Annotated in this window: 15 protein-coding genes, 2 tRNA genes and 1 pseudogene; 12 read left to right on the top strand and 6 right to left on the bottom strand. The window is 35.2% G+C overall.

Going from position 1 to position 14,032, the window contains the following annotated elements; genetic code table 11:
• Positions 1-64 precede the first annotated feature (64 nt).
• Positions 65-138: transfer RNA gene (locus ACP7AQ_RS00800), tRNA-Asp, on the top strand.
• A 169-nt stretch (positions 139-307) separates the two neighbouring features.
• Positions 308-381: transfer RNA gene (locus ACP7AQ_RS00795), tRNA-Asp, on the top strand.
• 70 nt (positions 382-451) lie between these two features.
• Here the strand turns inward: ACP7AQ_RS00795 and ACP7AQ_RS00790 are convergent.
• Positions 452-952, bottom strand: coding sequence for a DUF456 domain-containing protein (locus tag ACP7AQ_RS00790; protein ID WP_426094025.1), 501 nt, complete (start codon positions 950-952; stop codon positions 452-454).
• A 60-nt stretch (positions 953-1,012) separates the two neighbouring features.
• Here ACP7AQ_RS00790 and ACP7AQ_RS00785 point away from each other — a divergent pair, with 60 nt between their 5' ends.
• Both ACP7AQ_RS00785 and ACP7AQ_RS00780 read left to right on the top strand, forming a co-directional pair.
• Complete coding sequence (locus ACP7AQ_RS00785; protein ID WP_426094024.1) at positions 1,013-1,348, top strand: hypothetical protein; 336 nt, start codon at positions 1,013-1,015, stop codon at positions 1,346-1,348.
• 88 nt (positions 1,349-1,436) lie between these two features.
• Positions 1,437-1,913: a hypothetical protein gene (locus ACP7AQ_RS00780; protein WP_426090382.1), complete on the top strand. Its 477-nt coding sequence runs from the start codon at positions 1,437-1,439 to the stop codon at positions 1,911-1,913.
• A 101-nt stretch (positions 1,914-2,014) separates the two neighbouring features.
• Here ACP7AQ_RS00780 and ACP7AQ_RS00775 read toward each other — a convergent pair whose 3' ends face one another.
• Together ACP7AQ_RS00775 and ACP7AQ_RS00770 are read right to left on the bottom strand one after the other, a co-directional pair.
• Positions 2,015-3,115 carry a glycosyltransferase family 2 protein gene (locus tag ACP7AQ_RS00775; protein WP_426094023.1) on the bottom strand — a complete coding sequence of 367 codons (1,101 nt, stop codon included), beginning with the start codon at positions 3,113-3,115 and terminating at the stop codon, positions 2,015-2,017.
• Between the two features lie 7 nt (positions 3,116-3,122).
• Positions 3,123-4,097: a hypothetical protein gene (locus ACP7AQ_RS00770; RefSeq protein ID WP_426094022.1), complete on the bottom strand. Its 975-nt coding sequence runs from the start codon at positions 4,095-4,097 to the stop codon at positions 3,123-3,125.
• Positions 4,098-4,152: 55 nt separating this feature from the next.
• On the opposite strand from ACP7AQ_RS00770, the gene ruvC reads away from it, so the two are divergent.
• The 7 genes and pseudogenes from ruvC to ACP7AQ_RS00735 all read left to right on the top strand — a co-directional run bounded on the left by ruvC (position 4,153) and on the right by ACP7AQ_RS00735 (position 8,823).
• The gene (gene ruvC, locus ACP7AQ_RS00765; protein WP_073205242.1) at positions 4,153-4,707 is read left to right on the top strand and encodes a crossover junction endodeoxyribonuclease RuvC; all 555 of its coding nucleotides are present in this window, start codon (positions 4,153-4,155) and stop codon (positions 4,705-4,707) included.
• A gap of 74 nt (positions 4,708-4,781) precedes the next feature.
• Positions 4,782-5,153, top strand: a pseudogene (locus ACP7AQ_RS00760) (four helix bundle protein).
• A gap of 109 nt (positions 5,154-5,262) precedes the next feature.
• Positions 5,263-6,396, top strand: coding sequence for a radical SAM family heme chaperone HemW (gene hemW / locus ACP7AQ_RS00755; RefSeq protein WP_426094021.1), 1,134 nt, complete (start codon positions 5,263-5,265; stop codon positions 6,394-6,396).
• 91 nt (positions 6,397-6,487) lie between these two features.
• Entirely contained in the window at positions 6,488-7,258 is a 771-nt protein-coding gene (locus ACP7AQ_RS00750) for a cyclase family protein (protein ID WP_426094020.1), read from the top strand.
• A complete protein-coding gene (locus tag ACP7AQ_RS00745) occupies positions 7,252-7,653 on the top strand; it encodes a GNAT family N-acetyltransferase (protein WP_426094019.1) in 402 nt (133 codons plus the stop codon). The genes ACP7AQ_RS00750 and ACP7AQ_RS00745 overlap by 7 nt, the downstream gene beginning before the upstream one ends.
• Positions 7,654-7,672: 19 nt before the next feature.
• Positions 7,673-8,044: an MmcQ/YjbR family DNA-binding protein gene (locus ACP7AQ_RS00740; protein ID WP_426094018.1), complete on the top strand. Its 372-nt coding sequence runs from the start codon at positions 7,673-7,675 to the stop codon at positions 8,042-8,044.
• Positions 8,045-8,112: 68 nt separating this feature from the next.
• Complete coding sequence (locus tag ACP7AQ_RS00735; RefSeq protein WP_426094017.1) at positions 8,113-8,823, top strand: PH domain-containing protein; 711 nt, start codon at positions 8,113-8,115, stop codon at positions 8,821-8,823.
• Between the two features lie 82 nt (positions 8,824-8,905).
• Here ACP7AQ_RS00735 and ACP7AQ_RS00730 read toward each other — a convergent pair whose 3' ends face one another.
• The 3 genes from ACP7AQ_RS00730 to ACP7AQ_RS00720 all read right to left on the bottom strand — a co-directional run bounded on the left by ACP7AQ_RS00730 (position 8,906) and on the right by ACP7AQ_RS00720 (position 12,259).
• A complete protein-coding gene (locus tag ACP7AQ_RS00730; RefSeq protein ID WP_426094016.1) occupies positions 8,906-10,006 on the bottom strand; it encodes a DUF4407 domain-containing protein in 1,101 nt (366 codons plus the stop codon).
• A 185-nt stretch (positions 10,007-10,191) separates the two neighbouring features.
• On the bottom strand, positions 10,192-11,793 hold the full coding sequence (pckA, locus tag ACP7AQ_RS00725) for a phosphoenolpyruvate carboxykinase (ATP) (RefSeq protein WP_426094015.1): 1,602 nt from the start codon (positions 11,791-11,793) through the stop codon (positions 10,192-10,194).
• A 73-nt stretch (positions 11,794-11,866) separates the two neighbouring features.
• Positions 11,867-12,259 carry a DUF423 domain-containing protein gene (locus tag ACP7AQ_RS00720; protein ID WP_426062735.1) on the bottom strand — a complete coding sequence of 131 codons (393 nt, stop codon included), beginning with the start codon at positions 12,257-12,259 and terminating at the stop codon, positions 11,867-11,869.
• Positions 12,260-12,437: 178 nt separating this feature from the next.
• On the opposite strand from ACP7AQ_RS00720, the gene ACP7AQ_RS00715 reads away from it, so the two are divergent.
• Positions 12,438-13,808 carry a saccharopine dehydrogenase family protein gene (locus ACP7AQ_RS00715; protein ID WP_426094014.1) on the top strand — a complete coding sequence of 457 codons (1,371 nt, stop codon included), beginning with the start codon at positions 12,438-12,440 and terminating at the stop codon, positions 13,806-13,808.
• Positions 13,809-14,032 lie beyond the last annotated feature (224 nt).

Here is a 14,032-nt window from a genome sequence, read left to right as displayed (position 1 = left end):
TTTTTTCAAAAAACGCTTGCGTAAACGGAAATCTATTGTATCTTTGCCACCGCAATAACGCAGAGGTTTGGTAGTTCAGTTGGTTAGAATACATGCCTGTCACGCATGGGGTCGCGGGTTCGAGTCCCGTCCAGACCGCAATATTGGGGAAAGCCTTTCGTAACAGAAAGGCTTTTTTGCCCCATAAGGTTTTTAACGTTAGTTGTGTTGTTTGCTACGAATTTGTAACTCGTAGCGGGTTTAGTAGTTAGACCAATGAAAAGCTTTCCACTTTTGTGGATAGCTTTTTTGATTTAAAAATAAAGCAGGTTTGGTAGTTCAGTTGGTTAGAATACATGCCTGTCACGCATGGGGTCGCGGGTTCGAGTCCCGTCCAGACCGCTCATTTAAGAAAGCCTTTCGTAATGGAAAGGCTTTTTCTTTTAAATATAGTTCTAAAACTAAAGGTACATTAAAACAACTGGGATTTATAGTTCCATACAATCCACACAAACAATCCCAAATACATTACGCAAACCACAAATTTCATAAAACTGGAAGCTAGAAACCCCGCAAAGGAACCTGCAGCCGCTTTCAAAGCCCTGTTGTGGTCTTTAAAATCATAAATAAGTTCGCCTATCAACGCACCAAGAAAAGGACCGATAATGAACCCAAAAGGAACAGGAGCAAGAATTCCAATAATTAGACCGATGTTTGTTCCCCAGATGCCATACGAGCTTCCGCCAAATTTTTTGGTTCCCTTTGCCGGAATCACGTAATCTAAAACCGAGATGATTACAGTGATTAAGAATGCAATGCCTAATATCCAATAATTCGCCGGAACAGCTTTTGTGAAATAGAGTAATGCTAATCCAACCCAACTCACACTTGGTCCAGGTAAAACCGGTAAAAAACTACCAAATAAACCTGTAACAACGCATGCGAAACCAAGAGTTAAAAGCAGAATATCCATAAATTTATTTTTATTAGTTTTGAAAACACAAAAGCAACACGTATTACGTTAATGCTTAAGATGAAATTAATACAATTATTTGCAGTAACAATCTTCTTTACTCTTTCTTTTTATTCGGTAAACGCTCACGAGAAAAATGAAAGCGGCAAGAACCTGCTTTTAAAAGAGAAAATTTACAACGCAGATAGGGCAAAAGTACTGGATTTTTCCTCGAAAGAGTGTGACGCATTATTTTTTGAATATTTGGATAAAAAATCCGGCCTTAGTTTAATATTGACAAAGGAGGAATATTATAAGGATATGATACAGATTACAACTTTTTCAGATCGATTGACGGTTCTGGATTCAGGTCAAAAAAAAAATTGCAATCGAAAACAAAAAGAAATGGTTTGCTGAAAACTACGAAGATTATTTACTTTCGAAAGCATCCCAAAAAAAATAATTGTATTTTTATAAAATATTAGTCCAATTCAAAAACAAAGCCTTGAAGCAGTATTACCTCTTTTTAGTATTTCTATTTTTTAATTCCTGTCAATACTTTGACAAGCAAATTCCTTCTGAAAAGGAATTGTTACAAAAGGAGCTGAAATCAATCAACTGGAAAGAAGTCGATGAATATCCATCAGTGGTAGATTGCGAAAAAATTGATGATAAAAAACAACGCCAACAATGTTTTTTTGAAGTTCTAACGCAGTTGATTCAGCAGAAACTGAGCGTTGACACTTTGTCGATTCTCTATCCTGAACTCGATACAATTGAAGTAAAAGTTACAGTTTTCCCCAATGCAACCCTGCAATTTGAGCCTCAATTTCCAAAAGATTCCGTGACCTACGACAAAATCAAAATCGACAGTATTCTTAAAGCCCGTTTGGTTGATTTCCCAAAAATCAATCCAGCCATAAAACGCGGAATTCCCGTAAAAACACAATTTATTCTTCCGGTTATTCTAAAAGTAGAGTAGTTTTTTAGAAGCTATTTCCAGCTGTTCACTGTATCTTTTTCTTTTTTAAAGAAAAAAGAAAAAGGATGCCGTTTCCATCTGGGCTAGGGCTTTAGTGCAAATTAGAATTTTCTGCCTTTCCATTCGTATTTTCCAAACAACGAATACAAAGCCACGCTCGTACTAAAAAAAGGATAGAATACGCTGCTCAAAATCAAATACTGCATTTTGGTTTTGGTTAAAAAACAATTGGTTTTGTAAATCAAAATGGTATCGACAGTGAACTTAAAAGCAAAAAATAAAAAGACATTCTGAAAAGCAGCTAAGCCCAAGAACAAAGAACAAAGAACCAAGATCCAACTCAGATTTCCACCAAAAACCAATACTCCCAATCCTTTCCCGAAAGTACTTTGATACGAGCTTGTTTTTGAAGCCCATCGAACGCGTTGGTAGAATAACGATTTCCAGTCGTTCAATGGTTTTGTGAGGACAATATTGTTTTTCGATTTTAGATAATGCACTTTTTCAGGTAATTGAGCAATCGCTTTTTGCAACAGAAATACATCATCGCCACTGGCAATCTTGTCGTTTCCTTCAAAACCATTCAACTTTTTAAAAAACGATTTAGTGTAAGCAAAGTTAGCGCCATTACACATAAATGCTTGGTCAATACCAAAACTACCAATAGTTGCGCCTTGTAAACTCGCTAAATCCAACTGCTGGAAATGATGCAAAAATGAATTGCCACAATCATACGTTACCGCGCCGGCAATCATCGCAACATCATGAAGCTGAATATAATTGTCCAAGGTCAATAACCAGTTTGTATTGACGGTGCAATCCGCATCCGTGGTGATAATCCAGTCCGAATTTACAATTTGCATCGCAGTTCCAATCGCATCTTTCTTTGGTGAATTCGAAAACCTGAAATTATCTATAACCGAAACTTTAAATTTTAAACTTGGAATGATGAACTTTTCCTCAGATTCATCGTCAACTAAAATCACTTCAAATAATTCCACAGGATAATTCAGCTTCGCCAAACTTTCTAACAAAACAGGCAGATTTTCGGCTTCATTTCGGAAAGGAATAATAATAGAGAATTTTGTTTTTGGCGTCAGCCCGGTACATTCAATTGTGTTCACTTTGGTAAAACCATAAATCAGTATAATTATCGCAAAGCAATAGGAGAAAATTATGATATGTAAAATAATTGTAATCATAATTGTTTTATAAAGTTTCGTCTCCCTCTTCTTTGGCGAGGGTTGGGGAGAGGATTTTATAATTTAACACATAATAAGTGCCAATTATTACCGGTAAAACCACATTTAAAAACCACATTAAAGTCGAAATGAAAATCACAATCCATTCGTTTACGCCAAGAATTCCGAAGAAATAAACCGCAACACTTCCTTTTACGGCAAAGTCCAGAAATTGAAAAGTAGGTAAGGAGGAAGCTAAAAAATAAACAGACGAAATGGTTGCAATCAAGGTAAAATACGGCAAATCAACATCAAAAGCCAGAAATAAAAAGTAGTATTGGTGCGAAAAAACCAGATACCGGCAAATACCTAAAAAGATGTTTTTTTGATGGATGGGTTTTGGGATTTCATTAATTTTTTGAATCAGTTTTTCGATCGAATAGCCTTTAATAGTAATTTTTTTCACCGAAAATAAAACAATGAAAAGAAGAATTAGAAATCCAAAAAGCAGCGCTGCGGTTTTTGTGGTAATCACATTGTATTGCCCATTGAAATAAAACAACCCTAAAATTCCAAAGATGACGGTTAATATCATTTGGATTCCGTTGCAAATCAGATTCAGGAAAATGACTTTTTTTGTGTTTGATTTATCAAAAAACAATGCTTTTCCGGCATATTCTCCAATTCCATTCGGTGTAAAAAGTCCGGCGGTAAGCGCACCAAGAACTTGTTTTGTTGCTGCTCCTAACGATATTTTATGGATAAATTTGACTAAGTTTTGCCATTTTAATATTTCAAAAAACCGATTTAAAACACTCAGTAACAAAATAAACGCAATTCCGCCAATGGATTGATTTTTTTGGAATAAAACAATGAATTTTTGCCAATCCAGTTTGTCGTTGTTGGCCAATTGATTGTATATAAAATAAAACGCACCGCCCACAATCAAAAGTTTGATCAGAAGTACGAGGAATTGCTTAGTTTTGTGTGGAATTTTAATCATTGGTGCAAAGTAACAAAACTTTAAACTTTTAGACTTTAAACTTTAAACTAAATCATTGGCAAACGAACGCATCATATTAGGAATTGACCCAGGAACCACGATTATGGGTTTTGGATTGATAAAAATTGTCAATAAAAAAATGGAATTTTTGCAACTGAACGAACTGCAATTGTCCAAATACGACAATCATTATCAAAAGCTGAAAATTATTTTTGAACGTACTATCGAGTTAATCGACACCCACAATCCAGACGAAATTGCGATTGAAGCGCCTTTCTTTGGTAAAAACGTACAATCGATGCTGAAGTTAGGACGTGCACAAGGAGTGGCAATGGCAGCAGGACTTTCGAGAGACATTCCCATTACTGAATACGAACCTAAGAAAATAAAAATGGCGATTACCGGAAATGGAAATGCCAGCAAAGAACAAGTTGCCAAAATGCTGCAGCAACTTTTAGGATTAAAAGAATTGCCTAAAAATCTTGACAGTACAGATGGATTAGCAGCTGCGGTTTGTCATTTTTTCAACTCTGGGAAAGTAGTTGGAGAGAAAAGCTATACCGGATGGGATGCCTTTGTAAAACAAAACGAAGAACGAGTTAAAAAGTAGTGAGCAGTGTTCAAATTTTTAGTGTTCAGTAGTATTCTTTAAATTAGAGAGTTCAGTTTTCTAAAATGTATTATATGAGATTCCAAGATTTATTAGCCTATAAAAAATCATTTGCATTAGCAATGAAGATTTTTGAAATAACAAAATCATTTCCAAAGGAAGAAACCTACTTATTAACGGATCAAATTCGACGTTCTTCAAGGAGTGTTCCTGCAACTATTGCCGAAGCATACAGAAAGAGAATTTACCCAAAACATTTTTATAGTAAGTTGACCGATTCTGATGGAGAAAATTCAGAAACACAAGTGTGATTAGAGTTTTCCGTGTCTTGTAAATATATTTCGGAAGCTATTTATCAGGAATTTATTTCTGAAAGTGTAGAAATTGGAAAACTTGTAAATTATATGATATTGAACCCTGAAAAGTTTGGAGTTAAAAAGGAGTGATTAGTGAGCAGTTTTTTAGTATTCAGTACATATATGATTACTAAATAACTGCTCACTGAACACTTTCTTAAGACTGAATACTAAAAAACTGAACACTGAACACTAATAAATGAGCGGAATCTACATTCATATCCCTTTTTGCAAGCAGGCATGTCATTACTGCGACTTCCATTTTTCGACTTCGATGAAGAAGAAAGAAGAGATGGTTTTGGCTATTGCCAAAGAAATTGAGATGCGCAAAAGTGAATTTCAGAATCAAGAAGTCGAAACCATTTATTTTGGCGGAGGAACGCCAAGTGTTTTAACTTCCGAAGAAATTAATTTCCTGATTGCTGAAGTGTATAAAAATTATTCTGTTTCAGAAAATCCTGAAATTACACTAGAAGCCAACCCTGATGATTTGTCAAGTGAACGAATAATTGAATTGTCTGACAGCAAAATTAACCGGTTAAGCATTGGAATCCAATCTTTTTTTGAAGATGATTTACAAATGATGAATCGGGCTCATAATTCGGCGGAAGCCAAAAAATGTTTGGAAGAAGCCACCAAGTACTTCGACAATATTTCCGTTGATTTAATTTATGGAATTCCGGGAATGAGCAACGAGAAATGGAAGCAAAATATTGAAACAGCGTTGTCTTTCGGGATTCCGCATATTTCCAGTTACGCGTTGACGGTAGAGCCAAAAACGGCTTTGAATAAATTAATTCAAACGGGAAAAATTGCAGCTCCTAAAGATGAAGTTGCTCAGGAACATTTTGCTATTTTGGTCGAAATGCTCGAAGTAAATGATTTTATTCATTATGAATTATCGAATTTTGGAAAGTCAACTTATTTTTCCAAGAATAATTCGGCGTATTGGTTGGGGAAAAAATACATTGGAATTGGTCCTTCGGCGCACAGTTATGATGGCATTTCGAGAAGTTGGAATGTGTCGAATAATTCCCTTTATTTAAAATCCATTCAAGAAGATAAATTGCCCAACGAAATAGAAATCCTTTCTATTACGGACCGTTACAACGAATATATTATGACGGGTTTACGTACGATTTGGGGAGTCTCTTTGGATAGAATTAAAACCGAATTTGGGGATGAATATTTGAGATATTTGAACAAACAGGCTCAGAAATTTCTTGATGATGATTTAGTTTTTATCGAAAACAATATTTTGAAGCCAACACCGAAAGGAAAATTTTTGACAGATGGAATTGCAAGTGATTTGTTTTACTTAAATTTGGAATAACATAAACCACTAAGAACGCAAAGATGGCGCAAAGTCCACGATGCTTTGTGATCTTGGTGATAATCTTAGTGCCCTTCGTGGTTGAATAATTATGATTGCAACTATTGATAACTTTAAAGTCGATTTATCAAAACCCATTGATATTTCGATTCCGATAACGAATACAGACGAGAATCCAATTGCTTGGTATATTGAGAAACCAGTCATTGAACCGGTAGTTTTTGGGGATTGGATAGGGAAAGTTTCGGAAGGAAAATCTTCTACTAATTTCAATAATATTTTCTTCAATCCACACGGACATGGAACGCACACCGAATGTCTGGGTCATATAACAAGAGAATTTTACAGCATAAATCAGTCGTTGAAACAATTTTTATTTTTGGCCGAATTGATTTCGGTTGTGCCGGAACTGCAAGGAGAAGATTTGGTGATTACACTGGATAACATCTCGACTGCGCTCGATGTGATGCTAAAGTTAGGTGTTTCAAAAGAAGCCCTAATTATTAGAACTCTACCTAATTTTACAATAAAAAAATCTTTAAAATATTCAAATACCAATCCGCCATATCTTTCTGAAGATGCTGCGAGTTTCATTCGCGAAAGCGGAATCAAGCATTTATTGATTGATTTGCCAAGTGTCGATAAAGAAAAAGATGAAGGAAAATTATTGGCGCACAAAGCCTTTTGGAATGTAAAAGATGTCAATAATCTGAATGCTGATGCGCGATTGGACTGCACGATTACCGAGATGATTTTTGTGGATGAAGAAGTGAAAGATGGTACTTATTTGCTGAATTTACAAATTGCATCTTTTGAAAATGATGCAAGTCCCAGTAAACCAATACTATATGATATATGGTAACCGTTTCAACCGATAAAAATAAACTGAACGTTATGTTTGTTCAGCAGTTTCTGAAAGATACATATTGGGCAACAGGAAGAACAATGACTGAAGTTCAAATCACGATTGATAATTCATTTTGTTTTGGGATCTATTTAAATGAAAAGCAAATTGGTTTCGCACGTGTAATTACTGATTATGTGGTTTTCGCTTATGTAATGGATGTTTTTATTGTTGAAGAACATCGAGGGAAAGGGTATTCCTCGATTCTAATAAACAGTATGACTACAGAACCTAAACTGAAAGAGGTTAAAATTTGGAGATTAGCTACTTTAGACGCTCATTTTTTATATCAGAAATTTGGTTTTAAAGCATTGGAAAATCCAGAAAAAATGATGGAAAAGAAAATAATTTGAATGAAAATAATTTCATAAAATGAACTTAGAAACGTACTACGAATATTGTGGTTCCAAAAAAGGAGTGACGGAACATTTTCCTTTTGATAAAGATACATTGGTGTTTAAAGTGGGTGGAAAAATGTTTGCATTGTCTTCTTTAAGTCAGTGGGAGAATGGACTGCCATCAGTTAATTTAAAATGTGATCCAGAGCGTGCTCAGGAATTGCGCGCTGAATACGATGCTATTCAGCCGGGTTTTCACATGAGTAAAACCCATTGGAATACAATTGCGATAAATGAATCAGTTGCGGATGCATTAGTCAAAGCGTTAATTGATCATTCCTATGAATTGGTTTTCAAAAGTTTAACAAAGAAATTGCAAAACGAAATTCAAGAATTTGACAATTAGGCATTACTTTTGTGAATAAATTTGGATTAAAATTATAAATACTTACTGAAATAAATTCAGCATATCACATGAAAGAACAATTTAAAAAGTTTTTAAACGAAGAACAAGACCCAAAAGCCATTGAAAAAATCGCTTCAAAACTGAGTGATTTATTGATGAAAAATGAAGAAATCGGATATATTGCTGTTCAAAAAAAACCAGCGATTACTGTTTTGCCGGATAGTATTGTGATGACGAATAAAAGAATTATCATTTGTCAGCCCAAAAATCTGGGACTATCTATGAATTTTATTGATTACACTTGGGATGAGGTTGAAGGAACTTTTGTGAAAGAAAATATTTTGGGTTCTGAGTTTTCATTTACGACCCGAACAAATATGGAGGTTTCCATTGATTATATTCCTAAAATCCAAGCGCGCAAGATTTTTACGTATGCTAAGGAACAATTGGATATACTAAAAGTTGGGGCTGTATTAAACGCAACAATAATGGATGAAGTTCCGGTTGTTCCAATCGAAGAAATGGAGATTATCGAAGAAATGGAAACAGAAGAAGTGACAAGTTTTGCTGAAATAATGCCGGTTTCACAACCTAATTTTACTGCTGAAAATCAGGAATTTGAGGAGGTTGCAGTAACGTCAAAAGACAAATCATTAAGTGATTTTTCGCAAGACGAACTTTTTGAAAAATTGCAGAATTATAAAAAATTGTTAGATAACGGATTGATTTTACAAGGCGAATACGACGCTTTCAAAAAAGAAATTTTGAGTTACATGTAATTAGTCTTAAAGTCGAAAGTCATAAAGTCAAAAGATATTTATTTCCTTTTGACTTTATGACTTTCGACTTACTTGCGTTAATCTAAAGTGTTCTTTTCTGCTTTTCTACAAAATTATTGGATTGTAATTCTAATAAATCGGTAGCATTTTTCCGTTGTAAATTATACAACTTCGTGTCGTCAGCAATGTCTCCGTAGACTTTATCATGCATCGTAGCACTAGTTTTTACGAGCAAAGTACGTTGGTATTTGTCTTGTTCGATTGTTGCTTTCAACGCTGTTTCCAGATCTTCTAATTTATAGTCGTATTCGCCTTTTGGAGAAAGTAATTTGGCTATAATGGGAGAGGTTTCAATGGCTAAAAATAGTAGCATAATAAAAAACGAAGGAAGCCAAGGTAATTTGTCCAAGGCGTTGATTCGTGCCATTAAGCCATCAAATCCATCAATTATAGGTTGGGTTTCGGTAATTTTTTTGTTTAAATCGGTTTGTAGCGTTTTTGTATTTTTATCCATTTCAGCAATTTTAGCTAAGTTGGTTTTTTGTAAAGTGTCCAGTTCCTTTTTGGCCAGATCATGTTTGGCGATTTTTTCTTTAAAAACAGGACCTTTCCCTAATTTTTTCGTTCCTGCAGTTCCTTCTGCTTCGGTGATATAAGTTTCATAGAGTGTATTAACTTCTTTCTCTTTCTTGGTGATTTCCGATTTCAAACCGGCTATTTCAGCTTTGTTTTTATCCAAATCTGATTTGAAATAATTGGCCACTTCTTTTTTGTTATTCAAAGCCATCACATTTTTTTCTTTCAATAAAACGGTATTGATTTCTTTTTCGAAAATTTTAATTTCTAATGGTTTTGAAATTACTATTGCGATTATTACTGCTAAAATAATTCGTGGAGTTGCCTGCAGAAATTCACTTCCAAATTTATCTCTTTTTCGAATTGTGGAAACAATAAAACGATCGAGATTGAAAATAAGCAGACTCCAAACAATACCAAATGCGATTGCGGGATAAATGCTGTCAAAAACGGTAAAAAGCGCATAGGAGCTTGCAAGAAAAGCCATGACCGCAGTAAAGAAAACGGTGGCGCCAATACCTACATATTTGGTTTGTTCGCCTTCGGAACAGCCCTCAAGAAGATCCTTATCGGCTCCGGAGCAAAGAATGAAAAATTGTTTTAACATGATTTATGATTTTTTGATTGATTGTTTCGCCAGTTCGCCTCTCGAGCTCGTGCGGTAATTACAAATTTAACGCCAAAAAATGAATATTGGTATATAGGACTGATATGTTTTTGTTTAGCCTTTTGCATAAACAAATAGAGCCGCTCTTTACGAACGGCTCTATTTGTTTTTGAATTATAATTAACTTAAGCTAAAGGAGCTCCTGCCATAATTTCGGCATTAGCAAATTCTTCAAATTTGGTAAAATTATCTTGAAATTTTTGGGCTAACTCTACTGCTTTTTTATCGTATTGTTCTGGGTCTTCCCATGTATTTCTAGGATTCAATATTTCACTGGGAACATTTGGACAGGTTTGCGGTTTTGCAATGCCAAATACTGCGTGATTTTCGTAAGCCACATCGTCCAATTCTCCGTTTAAGGCGGCGGTGATCATGGCTCGCGTGTATTTTAATTTCATTCGGCTTCCTACTCCGTAAGGTCCTCCTGTCCAGCCTGTATTGATTAACCACACTTTTACATTGGCATCTTTCATTTTTTTGCTCAACATTTCCGCATATTTAGTTGGGTGTAATGGCATAAATGGTGCGCCGAAACAAGCAGAAAAATTAGGCTGAGGTTCCGTAATTCCGGCTTCTGTACCCGCAACTTTCGCAGTATATCCTGATATAAAATGGTATGCTGCCTGTCCTGGGGTTAGTTTAGAAATTGGAGGTAATATTCCGAACGAATCGGCAGTCAAGAAAAATATATTTTTTGGATTTTCGCCGATAGATCCTGGTTGAATATTATCAATATGATAAATAGGATAACTCACTCTGGTGTTTTGTGTGATGGAAATATCCTCAAAATCAACTTCATTAGTATCTTTTTTAAATACTACATTTTCCAGGATTGCTCCTTTTTTTATAGCGCGGAAAATATCTGGTTCGTTTTCTTCAGAAAGGTTTATCACTTTCGCGTAGCAGCCTCCTTCAAAGTTGAAAACGGTATTTTCATTTGTCCAGCCATGTTCATCGTCACCAATTAACTTTCTGTTAGGATCAGCTGATAAAGTTGTTTTTCCGGTTCCTGATAATCCAAAGAAGATAGCTGTATCACCATCTTTCCCAACGTTGGCACTACAGTGCATTGGTAACGTATTTTTGAAAACTGGCAAAATAAAATTCAAGGCAGAGAAAATTCCCTTTTTCATTTCACCTGTATATCCTGTTCCGCCTATTAAAACTATTTTTCGTGTAAAATCAAGAATTGCAAAATTGCTTTGACGTGTTCCGTCTATAATTGGATCTGCCATAAAGCTAGGCACGCAAAGTAAAGTCCATTCGGGGTCGAAGTCTGCTAATTCTTCCGTTTCAGGTCTTAAAAACATATTGTAACAAAATAAATTTGCCCAAGGCGTTTCTGTGACTACTCTAACATTTAATCTGTAATTTGGATCAGCGCATACGTATGAATCCCTTACATAAACTTCTCTGTTAGATAAGTAGGAAGTTACTTTGTTGTAAAGCGCTTCAAACGCAGCTGGTTCAAAAGGGATATTTACTTTTCCCCACCAAACTTTATTTTCACTGATGCTATCTTTTACTATATATCTGTCTTGCGGAGAACGGCCAGTATATTCGCCTGTATTAACTGCTAAAGCGCCTGTTGAGCTTTCAATTCCTTGACCTGATTTTATTGTTATGTCGTGTAATTCTTCAGGGGATAACTGGTAATGAATTTTTGCATTTTCAATTCCTAATTCTTTTAACGAAATCGATTGCGAGAAAAGTGTGTTATTGTCCATAAATTTATTGTTGTAGTTACTTTTTTATAGGCAGCAAAAATAGAAATTATATTTCAGTTAGCCTTTGATTCTTTTAATTTTGTGCTTTTTTATTTAAAGAAGATGCCAATAAAACACCCCAAGCCATTATTAACAGTAGCCCGCCGATAGGTGTCAGAAATCCAATTGATTTAAAATCAAAAGCAGTAAGGTCGTTTGTAGCCAATAAATAAATAGAGCCGGAGAATAAAATTACACCAAAAACGACTAAGAAGCAGATAGTTTTTTTTGTTTTTTCAGTGACGTTGTCCAGTAGTCCTATGAACAATAAAAACAGCGCATGGTACATTTGGTAGCGCACTCCAGTTTCAAAAGTAACTAATTGTTCAATAGAGAGTACTTTTTTTAAGGCATGTGCTCCAAAAGCACCTAAAATTATAGCGATCATGCCTAGAATGGCTGCTGTGATAATTAATTTTCTTTTCATTGTGTGGGTCTTTACTGCAAAAGTATTTCATCTCAAATGAATTTAAAAGTGTTTACTATTATTGTTTTACTTTCTTACCGTTAAATAGTAATAATGCCTATTTATTTATCCCAAAATATTTCACTTCAATTTGTTATAAATACAACATTTTTGTATGTTTGTGTTATAAATAAAAAAAATGAGAACAATTTTAATCATCGGGGCAGGAAGATCAGCTTCGTCTCTAATTCAGTATCTTTTAAATAAATCTGAAAAAGAGAATTTGCATCTTGTTATAGGTGATTTGTCTTTGGCTTTAGCCCAAAAAAAGACAAACAATCACGCCAATGCAACAGCTATTGCGTTGGATATTTTTGATGAAGATCAAAGAAAAAAAGCGATTCAAATTGCTGATATTGTCATTTCGATGTTGCCGGCTCATTTGCATATTCAAGTGGCCAAAGATTGTATTATTTATAAAAAACATCTGGTTACCGCTTCGTACGTGAGTGATGCTATGCAGGAATTAGATGTTGCCGCCAAAGAAAGCAATCTCATTTTCATGAATGAAATTGGACTTGATCCCGGAATAGATCACATGAGTGCGATGAAAGTGATTGATGAAATAAAAGAAAAAGGGGGCGAAATGATTTTATTCGAATCCTTTTGTGGTGGACTGGTTGCGCCAGAATCCGATACTAATCTTTGGAATTATAAATTTACCTGGGCACCGCGCAATGTGGTTTTGGCAGGACAAGGAGGCGCTGCCAAATTTATTCAGGAAGGGACTTATAAATACATTCCGTACTGTAATTTGTTCCGAAGAACCGAGTTTTTGCAAGTGGAAGGATATGGGCGATTTGAAGGCTATTCGAATCGGGATTCCCTAAAATATCGCAGTGTGTATGGCTTAGATAATGTGCTTACTTTATATAGAGGAACGATTCGCAGGGTTGGTTTTTCTAAAGCTTGGAATATGTTTGTGCAATTAGGAATGACAGATGACAGTTACGTCATGGAGGATTCGGAGAACATGAGTTACAGGGAATACGTGAATTCTTTCTTGCCGTATCATCCAACGGATTCAGTGGAAATCAAGACACGTTTGATTCTGAAAATTGATCAGGATGATATCATGTGGGACAAATTGTTGGAACTCGATTTGTTCAATCCAAACAAAAAAGTAAGTTTGAAGAATGCCACTCCGGCACAAATTCTGGAAAAAATCTTGACTGATAGTTGGACGCTCCAGCAAGATGATAAAGATATGATTGTCATGTATCACAAATTTGGATACGAATTAAATGGCAAAAAAGAACAAATTGATTCCAAAATGGTTTGCATTGGCGACGACCAGACGTATACAGCGATGGCGAAAACTGTAGGCTTACCTGTTGCAATGGCAACATTATTAATACTGAATGGTAAAATTACAACTCCTGGAGTTCAATTACCCATTCGTAAAGAAGTGTATGTTCCTATTTTGAAAGAATTAGAGGAATACGGTGTTGTTTTCAAGGAACAATCCATGCCGTATTTAGGATACAATCCTGATAAAGAGTTTAGTTAGTAGTTTTTTTTAGATTTGTAGTTTGATAAATCCGCTCCTTTTGAAGCGGATTTGTTTTTTAAAATTCTTTATTTATGCTGAGCGTAGCCGAAGTATGGGCGTGACCCTGCAGATTGCTTCGTCGTTCCTCCTCGCATTTTTGGGTCGGGCTGTTCGCTTCAATCTTTATGTTTTTTAACCTGAAATAAATTCAGGTTAAAAAACATAAAGGATTTTCGCTGCCA

Source organism: Flavobacterium sp. DSR2-3-3 (genome assembly GCF_049896585.1).
Classification (GTDB): domain Bacteria; phylum Bacteroidota; class Bacteroidia; order Flavobacteriales; family Flavobacteriaceae; genus Flavobacterium.
The sequence above is the reverse complement of the archived record's forward strand: the minus strand, read 5'-3'. Positions and strand labels throughout refer to the sequence as shown.

What these genes read in the sequence shown, in the direction of transcription:
- pckA (WP_426094015.1), bottom strand. Translation starts at nt 11,793, where the DNA reads ATGGACAATAACACACTTTTCTCGCAATCGATTTCGTTAAAAGAATTA.
- ACP7AQ_RS00730 (WP_426094016.1), bottom strand. Translation starts at nt 10,006, where the DNA reads ATGTTAAAACAATTTTTCATTCTTTGCTCCGGAGCCGATAAGGATCTT.
- ACP7AQ_RS00740 (WP_426094018.1), top strand. Translation starts at nt 7,673, where the DNA reads ATGAACTTAGAAACGTACTACGAATATTGTGGTTCCAAAAAAGGAGTG.
- ACP7AQ_RS00750 (WP_426094020.1), top strand. Translation starts at nt 6,488, where the DNA reads ATGATTGCAACTATTGATAACTTTAAAGTCGATTTATCAAAACCCATT.
- ACP7AQ_RS00775 (WP_426094023.1), bottom strand. Translation starts at nt 3,115, where the DNA reads ATGATTACAATTATTTTACATATCATAATTTTCTCCTATTGCTTTGCG.
- ACP7AQ_RS00785 (WP_426094024.1), top strand. Translation starts at nt 1,013, where the DNA reads ATGAAATTAATACAATTATTTGCAGTAACAATCTTCTTTACTCTTTCT.
- ACP7AQ_RS00735 (WP_426094017.1), top strand. Translation starts at nt 8,113, where the DNA reads ATGAAAGAACAATTTAAAAAGTTTTTAAACGAAGAACAAGACCCAAAA.
- ACP7AQ_RS00715 (WP_426094014.1), top strand. Translation starts at nt 12,438, where the DNA reads ATGAGAACAATTTTAATCATCGGGGCAGGAAGATCAGCTTCGTCTCTA.
- ACP7AQ_RS00770 (WP_426094022.1), bottom strand. Translation starts at nt 4,097, where the DNA reads ATGATTAAAATTCCACACAAAACTAAGCAATTCCTCGTACTTCTGATC.
- ACP7AQ_RS00720 (WP_426062735.1), bottom strand. Translation starts at nt 12,259, where the DNA reads ATGAAAAGAAAATTAATTATCACAGCAGCCATTCTAGGCATGATCGCT.
- hemW (WP_426094021.1), top strand. Translation starts at nt 5,263, where the DNA reads ATGAGCGGAATCTACATTCATATCCCTTTTTGCAAGCAGGCATGTCAT.
- ACP7AQ_RS00790 (WP_426094025.1), bottom strand. Translation starts at nt 952, where the DNA reads ATGGATATTCTGCTTTTAACTCTTGGTTTCGCATGCGTTGTTACAGGT.
- ACP7AQ_RS00745 (WP_426094019.1), top strand. Translation starts at nt 7,252, where the DNA reads ATGGTAACCGTTTCAACCGATAAAAATAAACTGAACGTTATGTTTGTT.